The organism is Agrobacterium tumefaciens (assembly GCF_013318015.2).
Lineage (GTDB): Bacteria > Pseudomonadota > Alphaproteobacteria > Rhizobiales > Rhizobiaceae > Agrobacterium > Agrobacterium tumefaciens.
The window spans coordinates 627,539-646,258 of the sequence record NZ_CP115842.1; the positions used below are offsets into that span (position 1 = coordinate 627,539).

General features: G+C 60.7%; 14 protein-coding genes. 1 reads left to right on the forward strand and 13 read right to left on the reverse strand.

Going from position 1 to position 18,720, the window contains the following annotated elements; genetic code table 11:
• Positions 1-13: 13 nt before the first annotated feature.
• The 13 genes from G6L97_RS16355 to G6L97_RS16415 all read right to left on the reverse strand — a co-directional run bounded on the left by G6L97_RS16355 (position 14) and on the right by G6L97_RS16415 (position 16,225).
• A complete protein-coding gene (locus G6L97_RS16355) occupies positions 14-1,648 on the reverse strand; it encodes an ABC transporter ATP-binding protein (RefSeq protein WP_174003450.1) in 1,635 nt (544 codons plus the stop codon).
• Complete coding sequence (locus tag G6L97_RS16360) at positions 1,645-2,463, reverse strand: ABC transporter permease (RefSeq protein ID WP_060642302.1); 819 nt, start codon at positions 2,461-2,463, stop codon at positions 1,645-1,647. Before G6L97_RS16360 ends, G6L97_RS16355 begins: the two co-directional genes overlap by 4 nt.
• On the reverse strand, positions 2,460-3,404 hold the full coding sequence (locus G6L97_RS16365; RefSeq protein ID WP_003511005.1) for an ABC transporter permease: 945 nt from the start codon (positions 3,402-3,404) through the stop codon (positions 2,460-2,462). The genes G6L97_RS16360 and G6L97_RS16365 overlap by 4 nt, the downstream gene beginning before the upstream one ends.
• A 180-nt stretch (positions 3,405-3,584) precedes the next feature.
• The gene (locus tag G6L97_RS16370) at positions 3,585-4,490 is read right to left on the reverse strand and encodes a LysR family transcriptional regulator (RefSeq protein ID WP_003511007.1); all 906 of its coding nucleotides are present in this window, start codon (positions 4,488-4,490) and stop codon (positions 3,585-3,587) included.
• A 118-nt stretch (positions 4,491-4,608) separates the two neighbouring features.
• On the reverse strand, positions 4,609-5,553 hold the full coding sequence (locus G6L97_RS16375; RefSeq protein WP_013761619.1) for an isoaspartyl peptidase/L-asparaginase family protein: 945 nt from the start codon (positions 5,551-5,553) through the stop codon (positions 4,609-4,611).
• Between the two features lie 45 nt (positions 5,554-5,598).
• Complete coding sequence (locus G6L97_RS16380; RefSeq protein WP_174003453.1) at positions 5,599-7,137, reverse strand: hydantoinase/oxoprolinase N-terminal domain-containing protein; 1,539 nt, start codon at positions 7,135-7,137, stop codon at positions 5,599-5,601.
• Complete coding sequence (locus G6L97_RS16385) at positions 7,134-8,210, reverse strand: DUF917 domain-containing protein (RefSeq protein WP_013761621.1); 1,077 nt, start codon at positions 8,208-8,210, stop codon at positions 7,134-7,136. Before G6L97_RS16385 ends, G6L97_RS16380 begins: the two co-directional genes overlap by 4 nt.
• Before the next feature lie 115 nt (positions 8,211-8,325).
• On the reverse strand, positions 8,326-9,921 hold the full coding sequence (locus G6L97_RS16390; protein ID WP_076845565.1) for an ABC transporter substrate-binding protein: 1,596 nt from the start codon (positions 9,919-9,921) through the stop codon (positions 8,326-8,328).
• A 43-nt stretch (positions 9,922-9,964) separates the two neighbouring features.
• Positions 9,965-11,098, reverse strand: a complete 1,134-nt coding sequence (locus G6L97_RS16395; RefSeq protein WP_003511016.1) for a DUF917 domain-containing protein — start codon at positions 11,096-11,098, stop codon at positions 9,965-9,967.
• Positions 11,091-12,647, reverse strand: a complete 1,557-nt coding sequence (locus tag G6L97_RS16400) for a hydantoinase/oxoprolinase N-terminal domain-containing protein (RefSeq protein WP_025595602.1) — start codon at positions 12,645-12,647, stop codon at positions 11,091-11,093. The genes G6L97_RS16395 and G6L97_RS16400 overlap by 8 nt, the downstream gene beginning before the upstream one ends.
• 17 nt (positions 12,648-12,664) lie before the next feature.
• The gene (locus G6L97_RS16405; RefSeq protein WP_112401899.1) at positions 12,665-14,311 is read right to left on the reverse strand and encodes an ATP-binding cassette domain-containing protein; all 1,647 of its coding nucleotides are present in this window, start codon (positions 14,309-14,311) and stop codon (positions 12,665-12,667) included.
• Positions 14,312-14,315: 4 nt separating this feature from the next.
• Positions 14,316-15,197: an ABC transporter permease gene (locus G6L97_RS16410; protein ID WP_025595598.1), complete on the reverse strand. Its 882-nt coding sequence runs from the start codon at positions 15,195-15,197 to the stop codon at positions 14,316-14,318.
• Complete coding sequence (locus G6L97_RS16415) at positions 15,197-16,225, reverse strand: ABC transporter permease (protein WP_003511023.1); 1,029 nt, start codon at positions 16,223-16,225, stop codon at positions 15,197-15,199. Before G6L97_RS16415 ends, G6L97_RS16410 begins: the two co-directional genes overlap by 1 nt.
• A 136-nt stretch (positions 16,226-16,361) precedes the next feature.
• Between G6L97_RS16415 and G6L97_RS16420 the strand changes: the two genes are divergently transcribed.
• Positions 16,362-18,713, forward strand: coding sequence for a helix-turn-helix transcriptional regulator (locus tag G6L97_RS16420; protein WP_162695661.1), 2,352 nt, complete (start codon positions 16,362-16,364; stop codon positions 18,711-18,713).
• Positions 18,714-18,720 lie beyond the last annotated feature (7 nt).

The window sequence follows — 18,720 nt, forward strand, 5'->3', positions numbered from 1 at the left end:
TGTCATGTTCCTGTTAAACTTCTTCTTCCAGACGCCATTTGAGTGTCACACCGCCCTTTTCATTCTGGTCGAGGGCGGGAATGGCCGAGAGGAGCCGGCGTGTGTAGGCCTCTCTCGGGCTGTCGAAAATCGTGTCGCGGTCGCCCTCTTCGATGATACGGCCGTCCTGCATGACGACGACACGGTCGGCCACCTGTTCGACCACGCCGAGATCGTGGCTGATGAACAGGCAGGAAAATCCGTAACGTTTCTGCAGATCGGAAAAGAGATCGAGCACCTGCGCCCGCACCGTCACGTCAAGGGCGGAAACCGGTTCGTCGGCGATCAGGAACCGCGGACGGCGGGCAATGGCACGGGCAATCGCCACGCGCTGGCGTTGGCCGCCGGAAAGCTCGTGCGGATAACGGCTGGCATAGTCTGCGCCAAGCCCCACCTCTTCCAGCGTTTCCAGCGCCCGCTTGCGCTTGGCGGCATGATCCAGGCCGGGGACGAGACGCAACGCCTCCTCCACCAGCGCCTGAATGGTCATTCGCGGATCGAGCGAGGAATAGGGATCCTGAAACACCATCTGGCAATTCAGGCGATAGTCGTTCCAGTCCTCGTTGCGTTCCCGCCCCTGAAACTGGATCTGCCCTTCGCTTTCCTTCACGAGACCGGCAATGGTGCGGCCAAGCGTGGTCTTGCCGGAGCCGGAGCCACCGACCAGTGCCACGACTTCACCCTCGTGAATATCGATGCTGACCCCATGCAGCGCCCGCTTCGGCTTGGCTTTCTTCAGCAGTGACTTGCGTCCGGCATAATCGACAACAATGTTTCGGGCTGAAATCATCGGCGCCTTGCTGGTGTCGACGACACGCGGCTCGCCCCGGAAGGGCAAAGAGGAAAGCAGCTTTTTCGTATAGGGATGCTGCGGCGCATCGAGCAGGTCTTCGGTGCGACCCTGTTCGACAATCGCGCCCTTCTCCATAACCACGATACGGCTCGTATAGCGGGCCACCATCGGCAGGTCATGGCTGATGAGAAGGACGGCTGTTCCCTCCGCCCGTGTCAGTTCGACCATCAGCTCCATGACGTCGCGCTGGATGACGGCATCGAGCGCCGTCGTCGGCTCGTCGGCGATCAGCAGCGCCGGTTTCAGGAGCATGACCGAGGCCAGCATGATGCGCTGGCGCATGCCACCGGAAAACTCATGCGGATAGGCAGCAAGCGCCCCTTCGGGATCGCGGATACCGACCCGTCTCAGCATCTCGAGAATTTTCTCGCGGCGCTCTTCCGGCGATAACTTGGTGTGAAGGATCAGGCCTTCTTCCAACTGCCGGCCAATCGTCATCGACGGATTGAGAGAGGTCATCGGCTCCTGGAAAACGACGCCGATTTCCGCGCCGCGCAGGCGGCGAAGTTCCCTTGCCGGCAGGGACATCACGTCCCTTCCCTTGTAGATGACCGATCCACCGGTGACGGCGATTGCCGGGGGCAGAAGCGAGATGAGTGCGCGGGTGGCCAGCGTCTTTCCCGATCCGCTTTCGCCGACGATGCCGAAGATTTCGCCAGGCGCAATATCGAAGGAAACATCCTTGACTACCCGGTGGCCGCTTCCCGCGACCTCCAGCGAAAGGCCGCGCACGGTAAGAAGAGTATTGTCCGTCATTTGAGACCTCTCATGCGCGGGTCAAGCCTGTCGCGAAGGGCATCGCCCAGAAGATTGATGCCGAGCAGTGTCAGCGCGATGCAGAGACCGGGGAAAAGCCCGAGCCAGACGGCCTGCTGGATGAAGGGCCGGCCAGCGGCCAGCATGTTGCCCCAGGTGGGGGCCGGCGGTGGCACGCCAAGGCCCAGGAAGGACAGTGCGCTTTCCGAGAGGATTGCCCAGCCGAACATGGATGTGGCAAGCACCGTGATCGGCGCGATGCAATTGGGCAGGATGTGGCGGAACATGGTGTAGATCTCGCCATTGCCCATCACCAGCGATGCCTCGATGAACTCGCGCTCACGCAGCGACAATACCGCGCCACGCACCACGCGGGCCATGGATGGCGTGTAGGCGATGCCGAGCGCAAAGATGATGCCGTACTGGTTGGCACCAAAGACCGCGAGAAGGCCAAGCGCCAGGAGAATGCCGGGAAAAGCGAGAAGCGCATTGTTGATGGCCATGATGACGCCATCAATCCAGCCGCGCGCATAACCGCTGACAAGACCGATCAGAGTGCCGCAGATCGTCGCGAAGCTGACCGTCAGGAAGCCGATCCAGACGCTGGCACGCGCGCCGACCATCAGGCGGCTGAGAACATCGCGCCCGAATTCGTCGGTGCCGAGAAGATGGCTGGGACCGGGCGCGGCCAGCCGCGAGGCGAAACCGAGCTTCATCGGATCATAGGGCGTCCATAACAGGCCGGTAATGGCGGTGATGAGCAGGAGGCCGATGAGAACGCCGCCGATAAGCCCGTTGAGTGTGAACTTTTTCATTCGGCAACCACACGCGGATCGAAGAGGGGATAAAGAAGGTCGACGAAGAGATTGACCAGCACGTAGGACAGGGAAACGAACAGCAGGCAGCCCTGTATGACGGGGTAGTCACGCGCAAAGATACTGTCGACCATCAGCCGCCCGAGCCCCGGAATGGTAAAGACCGTCTCGATGACGGCGATGCCGCCGAGAAGATTGCCGAGGATGAGGCCGATCATCGTCCATGTCGGACCAAAGGCATTCTTGAAGGCGTGCCGCCAGAGGACGGCGCTCTCCGAAAGTCCCTTGGCGCGGGCATGGGTAATGTAATCCAGCCGCAGCACTTCAAGCGTGGAGGCGCGAGCCATGCGGATCAGAACACCCATTTCGTGGATCACCAGCGTCATGACAGGCAGGACGAGATAGAGCATGCCGCCAACGAGATTGTCGCTGATCGACACGTATCCCAGCACCGGCAGCCAGCCGAGCTTTAGACCGAAGAACAGCAGAAGCAGAAGCCCGAGCCAAAATGTCGGTATGGACAAAAGCAGGGTTGCCGTTCCAACCAATGCAAGATCGGTCAGGCTGTTCTGTTTCCAGGCGGCGATCACACCTGCCGGAACCGCAATCAGGCTGGCGAGAAGAACGGCGACGACGACGATCTCAGCACTGACGAGGAACCGCGACACGACCAGCGGCAATACTGCCTCGTCGTTGACGATGGACCGGCCGAAATCGCCCTGCACCACATTGCCCGCCCAGATGACGAACTGTTGCGGCATGGACTTGTCGAGACCAAGCTCTGTTCTCATCGCCTCGATCTGTTCCGGTTGCGCCATGTCGCCCAGCATCAGGGCGGCCGGATCACCCGGAATGAAGCGGATGAGCGCAAAGACCGTGATCGACACAAAGGCGATCGTCGGCAGCGCCATCAAAAGACGGCTCAGTATGAATCTTATCATCGGTTCCCCACGATTGATGGCCGGGAACGTGCTCCCGCCTCTATCGGTTTCGTTGCGGATGACTATGACGGATTGATAAATAACGCGCAATATTATGCATAAACGTCATATGCCTATGCAGAATGGTGGCACGTTTCATCCTGATAGGGACAATGAGATTTCTCGCGAAAAACCCTGTTTTCAGTCGATTTTTTGCGAAAGCTGGATTTGCTGCTTCAACGCGTCGCTGAGTGCCTGCGCCGCGATGGACAGCGGTGCGCCCGAGGCCCGGGCAAGACCGAACTCCTGCGTTGATTGCGGAATGAAGGGCAGCGCCACGACGGGAAGGTGCCTGTAGAGGTTAGCATAAAAACTGCTGATGATCGTAACGCCCAGACCATGCGCGACATAGGCACATGCGGAACTGTTGGTGTGGGTCTCGATCTTCACCATCGGCTTGACGCCCGCTTTCTTGAAGACCTGCTCGAGCGCCATTCGGTTCGGCCGCTGCCGGCCGATCAGAATGAGCGGAATGTTGCGCAGGTCCTTCACCGTTATCTCGGTAAGCTCGGCTAAAGGGTGATCCTGACGGACCACGCAGACGCTTTTGCCGGTGGCGACACGCTCGACATCAATGCCCGGTCCAATCTCACCTTCCATGCGCAGGAAACCGAGGTCGATCACCCGCTCGCCAACCAGCCTGTTGATGGCGGTGGTCGTTTCAAAGAAAGTCTCGATGCGCACGCCGGGGAAATCCCTGACATAGTCGATCAGCATGGCGGGCGCGAAGTTCTCCCACATGCTGCTCGGCAGGCCGATGCGGACGATTTCCGGACCGGCGGCACCATTGCGCAGATCTTCGGCGTGGCCAGACATGCGGTCGACAGCAAGCAGCACATTTTCCGCGTCACGCGCGAGAAGCGCTGCCTCCGGCGTCGGGATCAGCCGCCCCTTGTCACGGGCAAACAGCGTCAGCGACAGGTCCGCCTCGAGCTGAGCCAGAAGCCGGCTGATACCGGACTGGCTTAGCCCCATGGCCTTGGCGGTGGCGATGGTCGAGCCGGTGGAAAGAAGCGTGCGAAGGACTTCGAGCTGCTTGATATTCATGAGGCCAGCACCATGGGATGAAATGACGAGCCAGTTTCGGTTCAGACCTTTTGCCGCCGATAGGCCTTCATGTCACCGGTTTTTTTTAGCATTGTCATTCGGCCCGGTCGGTCGCCGGTTACAATTCCACGTCGTAGACCCTGTCGTGGGTGGCAACACGGGCCTCTCCTGATGGGGTCACCCACCCGCGGAACATGCCGGGCGTATTATAGGGTGCGGCAATGCCACCTTCGGCATCGATGGCGACAAGACCCGCACCGATATCGTAGGGCGCCAGATCCTTGTGGACGAGGTTGCCGGCGGCGGTTTCCAGATCCTGCCCGAGATAGGCGACACGGGACGCGATCTCATGGCCGACGACGTAACGGATGAAAAATTCACCCTTGCCGGTGCCGGAAACGGCGCAGGCGCCGTCGCGTGCATAGGTGCCCGCCCCGATCACAGGGCTGTCACCCACCCGGCCGTCAGGCTTGTTGGTGTAGCCGCCGGTGGATGTCGCGGCTGCGAGATGCCCAGCCGCATCAAGTGCCACGGCACCGACGGTTCCGTGTTTTTCGTTTTCCGTCGCTTCCGTACCTGCGGTGGCATGGGCCTTCATGGCCGCCAGCGCCTCGACACGCTTTTGAGTGGTGAAATAGGATTGAGGCTCCGTGGCAAGCCCCTTCTCCTGCGCAAACCGGTCAGCCGCTTCACCGGTGAGATAGACTGCGCGTTCATCCTCCATCAGCGCCCGGGCCGCCTTCACCGGGTTGCGGATGGCGCGGGAGGCGCTGATTGCGCCTGCCGCAAGGGTCTTGCCATCCATGATCGACGCGTCGAGTTCATGAATGCCATTCTCGTTGAGTGCCGCCCCATGGCCTGCGTTGAAATGCGGGCTGTCCTCCATAACGACGACTGCCGCCTCAACCGCTTCCAGCGCAGTTCCGCCAGCCTTGAGCACACCATAACCGGCGCGCAGTGCCGCCGCCAGATCGTGGCGCGCCGCTTCCCATTCCTCCGGAGTCATGCTGTCTTCCGGCATAACCCCGCACCCACCGTGAATGGCCAGTGCGATCTTCGTCATATCCTCACTCCACTGTTGCCCCGCCGCAGGCAGGGCCTCTTACCATCAATGAAAGGCGATATCGCCGATAACACGCACGCGGACCCTGCGAGCGCCGCCAGGCAGATAGGCGATGGGAATATCCTCCACCTCAAGCGTCTTGAGGCTCGCGCGCTCCGCTCCCGAAGCGACCGCTGCGTTCTGCGCTTCGGTCTCGGCTTTCGCAAGGGCTTCGTCGCGGCTCAACCCGGAAAAGACCTGATCCACCTCACCGGACACCTGCGCCATCGCTGCGCCGAGCGCATTGGCAACGCCTGCATTTTCCACACGCAGCACCTCGGATGCGCCCGGCACCTGCTCCGGTATCAGGAATGCGCCGCCGCCGACCGCAACCAGCGGCACGTCTTCGGCTGATGTCTTCATCTGGTCGAAACTGTCGGCCACCATGTCGCGGATACGGCCGAGCGTCGCCTGCACGAATGCCGGATCGAGGCCCTTCACACGATCCCTGTCGCCCATCTCAATCAGGCCTGCCGCAACGGCGATATCCGATGCCGTCAGTGTCTCGCCGCCGAAAACGCGGGCTTCGGTCAGGATGCGATACCCAACCGAGCGCGGGCCGATCTTGCCTGTCTGCGGGTCGACAATGGTGCCGCCGCCCAGTGCTACAGGTAGAAGATCGGGCATGCGGAACAGGGTGCGGACCCCGCCAATATGGACGATATTATTTGCCTCACGCGGAAAACCACCGACAAGGCAACCAATATCGGAGGTGGTGCCGCCGACATCCACCACCATGGCATCGGAAAGCCCGGTGAGAAAAGCCGCACCACGCATGGAATTGGTCGGGCCGGAAGCGAAGCTGTGCACGGGGTTTGCGGCAGCTACGTCCGCAAGCGCCACGGTGCCGTCATTCTGTGTAAGATAAAACGGCGCCTTTACACCTGCTTCGCGCAGCGCATCCGAAAATGCCTGTACCGTGGTCCTGCCAAGGGTCTGCAAAGCGGCATTCAGAAGTGCAACGTTTTCGCGCTCCAGAAGCCCGATACGGCCCAGCGTATGGGAAAGCGTGATGCGTGCGTCGGGGATCACCGAACGGACAATCTCTGCCGCCCTCACCTCGCACTCCGTGGTCAGCGGCGAGAAGGTTGCCGAAATGGCGATCGAGGTAATGCCTGCATCGCGGATTTTCATCGCCGCTTCACGGATTTCATCCGGGATCATCGGCACCAGCGGACTGCCATCGTATTCATGGCCACCATGAACCATGAAGATCAGCGGATCGACGGCCTCGTAGAGATCCTTCGGCCAGTCGCACATGGGCGGCAGTGAAGAACCGGTCGGCAGCGCTATGCGGATGGCCGCAACTCGCTCCAGCCGGGCGCGCTCCACGACAGCATTGGTGAAATGGGTGGTGCCGATCATGACCGCACCGATCGGGCGATCTGCCGCGCCGACATGGCCAGACACGTGAGCGAGGGCCGCCTTCACGCCGGACAGGACATCCTGCGTGGTCGGAACCTTGATCGAGGCAACGATGGCGTCTCCATCGATCAGAACGGCATCCGTATTGGTGCCGCCAACGTCAATACCGATGCGTTTCATGGGAATACCGATCTGAAATCAATGTCATAACCGAAGGCACGCGGGCCAACGGCAGCAATGCCGGCAGGCGTCGTCAAGAGTTCCGGCGCCGGCAGGGCGATAACCGTGACACGCTGGCCATAGCGCACCGATTCCGTGCCGATGGCGCTGCCCGAAACAGTGTCGAGAAGGCAGATCAAATCCGGCGTCATGGCGACCGGCTGGCCGTCGCGGAAGGCGACCGCCCACTCGTTCTGGAAGGCAAGTTTCATGCGTGAGCCGCGATCGGCGTCGATGCCTTCAATGGTCGTACTGCCGCGCAGAAAGCCACCGGTGGTCTCGCGGGCGACATCCACCACCTTGCCGCGGAACAGCTGTTTGCCACCCTCATGGTTGAGAACCGCCTGAACCGGGTCATCATGGCGTGCACGCGCCTCCATCACCGCGCGCCCGAGTTCGGTCGCCTTTGTGACGGTGTAATGAATGCCCCATTCCTTCACTTCCTTGCCGGTGCGCGGCGCCTTGCAGGTGGCGGCGGTGGAACCAACTTCGGTGCAGACCTTGCGCGAGATGCGCTCCATCCATTTCCACGATGCAGCGCGCGTCACGATCACCTCATTGTCGCGTACATCGACGAGCGACAGCGGAAACATCGGCAGGTTGCCGATGGCGAATGAGGTCATCTGCGCTTCGGGATAAGCACGTCCCATGGCATCGGCATTGACGACGGGCCGGTCGAGCATGGCGGCGGCGAGGAAGGACGATAACGCATTCGAACCGCCGATTTCCACGCTCATGATCGCCCGGAAAGGCTTGCCGAGATAATCCTCCATGACCTCGACCGCGCGGGCAAGATGAACGGGGTCTCCCAGCCGTTCCTGACCAACAAGCGGTGCACCCATCTTGGAGACGACCGCAACCATGTCGTCATCAGCAAGCGCCATGGGGTCCATGACCTTCACCCGTCTGCCTTCGGCATAAAGACGGCGCAGATTGAGCGTCGAGATATAGGGATTGCCTCCACCGCCCGTTCCCAGAATCCAGGCGCCGGTGGCAAGAGGTTCGATGTCATCTTCGGAAAATTCCTGGATCATGCGTCATCCTCGGGCATGCCGCAGCCTTTCCGGCGCAAGCGATGCTCCTTCCCTTTATCGTTCCAAGTCTCATCGGCCCCGCCCTGCGGCGGGACCGCTTTTCATGGGACGGAGATCACTCCGCCTTGCAGTCCCAATGGAAGTTGGAGAAGTTCAGGTCCCAGCTCTGCATGGGAATGAACTCGTAACCCTGAAGGCACTTGTTCGCCGCATAACGGCGGTTCGGCGCAACCGCCCACACATCCGGTTGAAGACCGGCGATCTTGGTCTGCAGTTCCTTGTAGGTTGCGTTCTGTTCGCTGGTATCGGTCGTGGCACGGACCTTGTCGATCAGCCCGTCGATTTCCGCGTTCTGCAGCCATTCCATCGACATCCATGTGCCTGATGCCTTGGAGTGATACTGGTTGTAGAACATCGCATCCGGAGATGGATAGGTCGGCGAGATATTCACCTGCGTCGACGCAGGCGTCGTTTCAGGCTTGGAGGAAAGCTCGACGATACGGTTCCAAGGCTCTGGCTTGATATCGAGCGTAATACCGATTTGCTCGAGGCTGGATTGCAAAAGCAGCGCCACTTCCGCCTCGAAGGCCAGCGAAGCGACATAGCTGTTGACCAGCGTGATTTTCTGGCCGGCATATTTCGACTTCGCCAGTTCTTCCTTCGCCTTTTCCAGATCGTAGACGCCGGGCTGAATATCGCCGTTATGCGCGTCCTTGAAAGCGTCGGATAGCGGCCCCTGCATGTCGAAACCGGGATAAATCACTTCCTGGATCGTCTTGTAATCCGTCGCATAGGCAATGGCGCGACGAACGTGAACGTCGTCGGTCGGGTAAACCTTGGTGTTGAGCTTGATGACGAAACCGCCGGCGGTGCGGGTCTGGATGAGCTTGTAACCCTTCATCCGGCCGATGGATTCATAGGTGTCGTTGCCAAGGCCGTGCGAGGAAAGGCCAAGTTCGCCCTTTTCAGCCAGCGCCTTGACGGTAGCGTCGTCGCTCGTCTGGACGAAGCGTACTTCGTCGATCGGCTTGCCCTTGGTCCAGCCAAGGAAATAGTCCGCATTGCGGGCAATGACCATATCGGCAGAACGGTTGTAGCTGACGAGCTTGTATGGGCCGGAACCGGCGGAATGTTCGCCCACATAGGCCTCGCCCCACTTGTCTTCGGGCTTGGCATTGGCTTCGATCAACGTCTTGTTCAACGCCATCATCAGCGGCGTGGAGGCCATGAAGGGCGAAAACTGACGCTCGATCTTCATGACGAGCGTCGCATCATCAGGCGCGCTGACGTTTTCGGGCTTCAGCACGCCGACGATGAGGTTCGACGGCCCCTTGTTGATGCCGAGCAGGCGCTGCACCGACCAGACGAGATCGGCAGCCTTCACCGCCGTGCCATCCTGGAACTTCGCATCGTCGCGCAGATGGAAGGTATAGGTCAGGCCGTCTTCAGAAATATCCCAGGACTTTGCCAGATGCGGCACGATTTCGCCCTTGGCATTCACCGTGGTCAGGCCGTCATACATGTTCACGATGGCCATGTAGCCGGTATAGTCAGTCACTTTCGCCGGGTCGAGCGAGCTGAATATCTGCATCGTGTTGACCGCGACCGAAACCTTGTCCTCCGCAAAAGCAGCGGAAGAAACAAGCGGCAACGCGATTGCCGTGCCGAGCGCAAGCACGGCAAGGCGGGAAGGAATTCCTGGCATTTTCATTGTCGTTCTCCTCTTTATTGCGGGTCATTTGCCCCGCTTATGGTTAGGCAGCCTTGCCGACCGGGACGGGCAGCGGTGAGAAAGGAATGTCCGGGTAACCGAAAGCCGCCGGTCCAACGACTTCGAGCGCGCGGGCGCTGCGCAGCAGATCGTGGCAGGGGATCGCGACCACGGCCACGCGCTGGCCGTAACGCAGGACTTCGGTGGTGATCGGGTAACCGGTATCGACATCGAGCAAGACGATCAGATCAGGAACGGTCACTTCCACCTTGCCGTCACGGCGGAACAGCAGGAATTCGTTCTGGATCGCCACGCTCGCCATCTGGCCCGAGCAATCGTCGAAGCCGGAAAGCTCGACATCGCCCACGGCAAAACCGCCGCGCAGATGGCGTTTCAGATCGGTGATCTTGCCGTTGAAGATGCGCCGTCCGCCTTCAAGCGCGCAGACAGCCGCAATCGGGTCTTCCTGCTGCTTGCGGGCACGGATCACCGCCTCGCCGAGCGCGATCGCCTTGGTGTAGGTTTTCGGAATACCATACTGGTGCACGTAGTGCGCCTGCATCGGCGCGGTCGCCAGCATTGCGCCGCCGCCCTGAGAAACGACGCAGGCGCGGGCCATGCGCTCGTGCCAGACTTCGGAAACGGCGTGGCTGAAGATCACGGCATTGCCGTGCAGGTCGCACATCACCGATGGCGTCGAACTGTGGCCGTAGATGGAGAAGGTCGTCATCTGCATCTCTGGGAAAGCCCGGCCCATGCCGTCGCAATCGAGGATCGGCAGCCCACCAAGCGCCGCCGTCACCAGCGGGTTCATGGAGTTCGAGCCGCCGATTTCCTCGCAGACGATGGCATCTACCGGCGTGCGGATCAGCTCTTCCATGGCGCGCAGGCAACGCAGACCCTCACGGCCCTCGCGAATGCGCTCCACGCCGACAACGGGGGCGCCAATGCCGCCGATGGACATGCAAAGCGCGTCCGGCTCGATGGCGTCTGTCGCAAGGATCTTCATCTCGTAGCCGGCCTTCATGGCCTCGAGTGCAAGCAGCTTGCCCAGATAGGGATTGCCGCCGCCGCCGGTGCCGAGAATGCCCGCACCGATTTCCAGCGCGTCGAGATCTTCCCTCGTCAGCGTACGCAATGCCGCTTCGTCATATTTCAGCTTGCGCGTCTCAGCCATGATTGGCTCCCATTTCTCCAACGACTTTCACATGAATGCGGGTGGCATTGCCGGGCAGATAGGCAAGCGGCATATCCTCGCGCTCGATGACTTCCAGCGTTTCGGCCAGTGCGCCAGCCGCAATCGCCTTTTCGCGTGCCTCGGCCTCCGCCTCCGCAAGCGCGCTTTCACGCGTGCGCCCCTCGATCAACGAGAAGACGCGGTCCGTCTCGCCGCTGATCTGCGCGATCGCTGCACCCACGGCATTCGCCACCGCGAAATTCTCGGGGCGGATGACGTCCAGATCACCGATACGGTCAGGCATGAGAATGGAGCCGCCGCCAACGGCGATCACCGGCACCGGTGATGACGAGATGCGGCTGCGCTCCACACAGGACTCGAGCATGTCGTTGATCTTTTTGACTGCGGCATCCACCAGCCGCTTGTCCAGAGTGGAAACCAGAGCCTTCTCGCCCACGTCCGCCTTGCCGGAGGCGACAGCGATATCGGTTGCAGTCAGGGTCGTGCCGCCGAAGCAGAGCGCCTCACGGCGGACGCGGTAACCGACTGATTTCGGGCCAACGGTGAGGCCATGTTCGCCATTGACCACCAGCGAGCCGCCACCGAGACCGATCGAGAACACATCCGGCATGCGGAAATTGGTGCGCACGCCACCAATATCCACCGTCGTGGACGCCTGGCGCGGAAAGCCGTGCGACAGCGAGCCGACATCGGAGGTGGTGCCGCCGACATCCACGACCACGGCATCCTTGAGGCCGGTGAGGAAAGCAGCGCCGCGCATGGAATTCGTCGGGCCGGAGGCGAAGGTGAGCACAGGGAAGCCGCGCACCACATCCGCCGCCATCAGCGTGCCGTCGTTCTGGGTGATGTAGAACGGGCAGGTTATGCCCGCTGCCTTCAGCGCCTCGCCGAAAGCGGCAACGGTGCGGTCCGCAAGCGAAAGAAGGCTGGCATTCATGATCGCAGCACTTTCGCGGGCGAGCAGACCATGCCGTCCGATATCCTTGGACATAACCACCGGCAGGCCGGGGCAGCGCTCCTGCAGGATATCCTTCGCCCGCACTTCCATCGCATCATTGATGCCGCTGAAGACGCAGGTGACGGCCGCGGCCTTCAGGCCCTTTGCGCGGATATCGGCGGCAATGCGGACGATTTCGTCCTCATCGAGGGCTGAGATTTCGCGTCCGTCGAATTCATATCCGCCGCGGACCTGATAACCGTGGTTACCAACGATTTCCCGGAGGTCATCCGGCCAGTCGACCATCGGCGGCAGGCCGGCGCCGGACGGCAGGCCGATCCGGATGGCGGCGACCTCGTCCATATGCCGCCGCTCGATCACCGCATTGGTAAAATGCGTGGTGCCGATCATCACGGCACCGATGTGTGCCCTGTCGATGCCCGACGCCTCGATCACCTTTTCAAGGGCTTCGATGACACCGGACGTCACATCTTCGGTGGTGGAGGCTTTCACCCCCGCCAGAACAGTCTTTTCCTGTAACACAACGGCATCGGTATTTGTGCCGCCGACGTCAATTCCAACGCGATACACGTCAGGCTCCTCTTTTATCAATCGGTCGTTTTTACGAGGAAGCGCATACGCTCTTCCTCTGTCACGGTGGGTTTCAGGCGCTCTTCCTCGTCGGTAACGACGGGGATCGCCGCGATCAGCGCGCGGGTGTAGGGATGCTTCGGCTCGGCGAAAACCGAAGACGTCACCCCTTCCTCGACGATCTCGCCACGCAGCATGATGGCGATGCGCGAACAGAAATTGCGCATCAGCGAGAGGTCGTGCGAGATCATCAGATAGGTCAGGCCAAGCTCTTCCCGCAGCTGCAGCAGAAGGTCGATAACGGTCTTCTGCACGGAGACATCAAGCGCCGCCGTCGGCTCGTCGAGGATGAGGATCTTCGGTTCAGCCGCGAGTGCACGGGCAATGGCGACACGCTGCTTCTGTCCGCCGGAAAGTTCATGCGGATATTTACCGAGATAGGATTGCGGCAATCGCACCAGCCCCATCAGTTCCTGCATCCGGCGTTCGCGCGCCTCACCGTCCATACCGATGGATTTCAACGGTAGGGTAAGCGTCTGCCTGACCGTGCGCTTCGGATTAAGGGAAGTGCCCGGATTTTGATAGACGATCTGCGTCAGCCGCTTGCCACGCCCGGGAGATGGGGCGTCGATGACAAGATTGCCGGAGGTCGGGCGCGAAAGTCCCATGATCATCCGGGCGACCGAGGTTTTTCCAGAACCGGACTCGCCCGCAAGACCGAAAATTTCGCCGTCCTTCAGCGTCAGGTTCACGTCGCGCACGGCGTGGTAACCGTTGCGTCTGCCGTAAATCTTGTTCAGGCCCTCGATGGTAACGATCGGCGAGCGTGTGCTCTGCGCCAGATCGGCGACACGCGGACCGTAGAGCGGCGGCACCGCATCCAGTAGCGAACGCGTGTAGTCCGCAGCGGGAGCGTGCAGGATTTGCGTGCAGGGACCGGTCTCGACGATGTCGCCATGGTGCATAACCACGACCCGATCCGCCACCTTACGTACGACACCGAGATTATGGGTGATCATCAGCAGCGCCATATTTTCTTCGGCAACCAGCTGGTTGATGAGATTGAGAATTTCGTCCTGCGTGGTGACGTCGAGCGCCGTGCCGGGCTCATCCGCGATGAGGAGCTTCGGCTGATGCAGCAGCGCCAGCCCGATCAACACGCGCTGGCGCATGCCGCCCGAAAGCTCGGACGGATAGGCATTCATGACCCGCTCGGTATCGCCAAGCTGCACGCGGCGCAGAACCGCTGCGATACGGGTGCGGCGCTCTGTCTTGGACGAGTTGATGCCGTTGCGCTTGTCGGCAAAGCGCATGACATCATCGAGATGCGTGCCGATCTTGAAGACCGGATTGAAGGAAGACAGCGGGTCCTGCATGATCAGCGAAAACGCCGTTCCCTTCAGCGCCTCGCGTTCCCTTCGCGGCATGGCGAGCACATCCCGCCCGTCGATGACAATGGCGCCAGAGGCAATAGTGGCATTCTTCGGCAAAGTGCCGATGATAGCCTTGGCGGTGACCGATTTACCCGATCCGGTTTCGCCGATCAGCGCCACCCGCTCGCCGGCTGAGACTGTGAAGGCGACATCGCGCAGCACTTGGCGCGTGCGACCGTAGTTGGTGAAGGTGACGTTGAGGTTTTCGACTTTGAGAAGCGGTTCAGTCATGGCTTTAGCTTTCCACGTCGAACATGTCACGCAGGCCATCGCCCAGCAGATTGAAACCCAGCGTCACGTAAAGCACGGCCGCGCCGGGGCAGAGGACTTCCCACCAGAAATCCGGCATGAACTGGCGCCCATCGGCAACCATTGAGCCGAGATCGGGAGTTGGCGGTTTGACGCCGAAACCGAGGAAACTCAGCGTCGCGCCAAAGAGGATGACGAATGCCGCATCCAGCGTCGTCTTGACTGATATGACCGAGACGCAATTGGGCAGAATTTCGCGAAAGAGAATGTGCAGCGGACCCGCACCTGCAAGACGTGCCGCTTCGATATAGTCCTCGGATGCGATGGATTTCGACACCGAATAGATCAGCCGCGCATGCCAGGTCCACCATAGAAGCGTGATCGCGATCATGGCGTTCATCAAGGTGGGTTCCAGCAGGTTGGAGACCGCCAGCGCCATGACGAGGGGCGGCATGGCCAGCATCACATTCGTCAGGCCGCTGATGATTTTCTCGGTCCAGCCGCCGAAATAACCGGCGACCAGGCCAAGCACGGTGCCGACCGGGACCGAGATGCCGAGCACGCCGATGACGAGAAGAAGCGAGACCCTGAGCCCGAAGACAGTGCGGGAAAAGATGTCGCGTCCGGCCTTGTCGGTTCCGAACCAGTGCTCCAGATCCGGCGGCATGTGGCGGGCACGGAAATCGACGACCGCGCCGATATGTTTGGGATAGGGTGTAAGCCAGGGCGCAAAGATCGCCAGAACCAGCACCGACAACAGGATCAGCGAACCGATGACCGCTGCCGGATTGCGGCTGAAGCGGTACCACATCATGTAACCGGCGCTTAAGCCCCGATCGGTGGGTTCGACCATTTTCATATCAGCCATCAGCGAGCCTCCTTGCGGCGCAGGCGCGGGTCGATGATCGAGATCAGGACATCAACGATCAGGTTCGCAACGATGAAGAACAGGCCGGCCACCAGCACCACGGCAGTCACGGCATTGAGGTCTTTCTGAAGGATGGCGTTCAGCCCGTAGGATGCGAATCCGCCCCAGGCGAAGACCATTTCGATCACGAAGGCATTGCCGATCAGCGAGGCGAATTCGAGCCCCATGATCGTCAGCGGCGCGATGGAGGAAAGCTTCAGCAGATAACGGAAGATGATGACCCGCTCCGGCACGCCGAAGCTTTGCAGGGTGAGCACGTGATCCTTGCGCTGGTTCTCGATCATCGAGGAACGCGTTATGCGGGTGATCTGGCCGATACCGGCCATGGAGAGCGCAAAGGCCGGCAGCGCAAGGTGCTTCAGCGCATCCAGCACCACATCGAACCGTCCGGCAAGCGTACCGTCGATCAGGATGAAGCCCGTCGGGCCACCCTGCCAGCCAAGTGAATGATCGATCCTACCGATGATCGGCCACCCGGAGAGAAAGCGAGCGGCCAGCAGTTGCAGCGTGATGGCAAACAGAAAGCTCGGGATCGTCACGCCGGTGAGCGAGAGGATACGGCCGATATGGTCGAGCGGACGGTCGCGGTAATGCGCCGTGATGACGCCGAGCGGGATGGCGACGGCAAACATGAAGATGACTGAGACCAGAACCAGTTCGACGGTCGCAGGAACGGTCTGGGCCAGATCGGTGGTGACGGGGCGCTGGGAAACCAGCGAGAAGCCCAGGTCACCGTGCAGGGCGTTGCCGATATAGTCGAGGTATTGGGCGGCGAGCGGCTTATCGAGACCCATCTCGCCGCGCAGCGCATCAACTTGTTCCTGTGTTGCCGCAGGCCCGAGCGCCATGCGCGCGGGATCACCCGGCACCACACGGGCTAGAGCAAAAATCATGATGGACAGGGCGATCATGACCAGTACGAAAGCGCCGAGCCTGTTCAAAATCGCGACCAGCGGATGTTGCTGCATCGGTGGACCGTTCCTTGTGCATCAGTTTCCTGAGCACAAGTTTTCATCACATGTCCTTTTGAACAATCGCAGAAAGGTATAGTTTTTTGATAAATGAGTATAGGTTTTTGAATTCAAATCTCCTATCCCTGTCTGAATGACGCTTCTGCCGCGCACCACACTCTGCCGCCGTATCGCCAGCGAAACCGCAGGCGTGATCTTTCTGCGCGCGCCGGCGGGCGCCGGGAAAAGCGTTCTCATGGACTTGCTGGCACAAGAGCTGGGGACCGAGGTATGCCGGACGCACCAGCCCAGAAGTGATGAGGCGGCAAACGGCTGGCTGCTATGGGATGTGCCGGTCTTCGCACGCGCGGTCCGCATGCCCGCCCCTATTCTGGAAACCGTGCGTTTCGTGGTCATCGCCTGCCGTCCGGATCAACGTATCAGCGGGCTGGCGCGGCAAATATTGCATCGTGGTTCGCTGACGATCGGAGCAAATGAACTGGCCTTTGGCCAAGATGAGACTGCGGGCCTTCCAACAGAACAGAAGCGTCTGGCGCTCGATGATTATGCGGGGTGGCCGGCCTTTCTGTCTCTCGCTCGCCTCGCCGACGAAAAACTATGCGTCGACTATCTGCGGGAAAATTATCTGCCGCATCTGTCACCGGCCCAGACGGTCGCGCTTTCGCTCTGGCTCGAAAATCCCTCGGCAGAACCCGACGCTGAATGGGCAGAACTTCTGCCGCCCTTCCTGATCGCAAACCCGGAAAAACACGACACACTGATAAGGCTTCTGACCGTGGCAGCGGGAGAACGTCTCGCCACATTACAGGCTGGCAGGGCAGTGGTAGAGGTCGCTTCCGCATTCGAGAAGGAAGGGCGGGCGCTTGCGGCAATGGCCATGTTGCTTGACCGCGGTTATGAGACCCACGCCGCGCAAATCCTAGAACGCGCCCATGGGCGCGAACTGATCTACCGAAGCAGCGTCGACAGGTTTCGCGAGATCATCATGCGGTTTTCGCAGGACATGATCGCGGCGAATGAAACAGTCCTCTTCGCCGTCACCCGCGCATTGCTGAAACAGGGCGAATTGCAACGCGTGCGCCATCTGCTTGGCAAGAGCCTCGGTTCGGATTATCTCGATCCACTCAAGGTGCTTGCCCGCGGTTCGCGTTTTTCCTTTGCCGCCCGCACCTTCCGGCTGAACCTGATGATTGCCGAGGACCTGACCCCCAATGACGCTGTGATAACGCGCCTCGGGGAATTCATGGCCGATTACCCCATGGACGATCACGGCAAATGGGCGGCCTATTACAATGCGCTGCTGGAATTCGAAATCCGCCGCCGTAATTTTCGCGAGGCCGAGGCCGCCGCCGCCCGCGCGCTTATCTATCTGCGCAAGATGGGCGGGCAGCCGCTGCTCGAATTCTTCATCCATCTGCACCAGATCGTCCTGCGACTGATGAGCGGTGATGTGCTCTTGGCCCGTCGCGCGGCACAGGATGCGCGCACGAGGTTGGAACAGGTGCCACACGACGCCGCGCAGGAGTTCCGAATGCTGCGGCTGGCGGAAGCCTGCCTTGCCTATGAGGCGGGAAAACCGCGCGACCTGTTGCACTTCGTCGAGCATGAATTCGACCACTTCGCCGCCGCCGAGATATGGCCGAGCCTGATGCAGTTTGCCCTGCATTATGCCTCGCAGGTGCTGATCGATCATTTTCCGATGACCGTTCGTCCGGGCTTTCTCGACGGCCTGTGGATTCACCTTTCGGAAGGCCTGCAATTCCATGCGATGATGGAGATCAGAACGGCCATCGCCTACCAGAACGCCAACCGCTGGGCGGATGCGGCAGCGACGCTCTCGGCAATTCGCATGCCGATGGGTCGCAACTGGGTGGAGAGCGCGAATGAGGACCTTGCCCGGCTCACGCGGCGCGACGAAATCGCCTATGTGATGGCCTGGCTCCGCGACGCGGTACATCTTTTCACGCCGCGCGCCTATCTCGCCCGGCAGATGGATGCAATGATCGCCAACCCCAAGGTCACCAACCGCGAAAAGGTCGCGCTCAGAATATGGCAGAGCTATGCCGCACACCAGCGTCGTGACAGTGCCGGCGCCCGCGCCCATATCCTCAACGCACTTGAATCGGCGACGCGCCTTGGCTGCAACGGCGTCCTGTCGGAGGAGCGCATATTCCTGTCGCCGCTTCTGAACAATCGCCGTATCCGCGGTTTCATCGAAACCTCTTCCGATGTCCGGAACGCGCTGTCGATTTTCGCCGCCTCGGTCAACTCGCCGCAGGCACGCGCCCTGCATGGCGGGCTTTCACAGCGGGAAGCACAGATGCTGCAATTGCTGGCCAGCGGCATGTCTAACAAGAAGATCGCGCAGACCCTCAACATCTCGGAAGTGACGGTAAAATTCCATCTCGGAAACCTGTTCCGCAAGCTGGATTGCAAACGCCGCGCGGAAGCGATCCGCGCAGCGAAAGCGCTGGGCTGGCTTTGATCTCAAG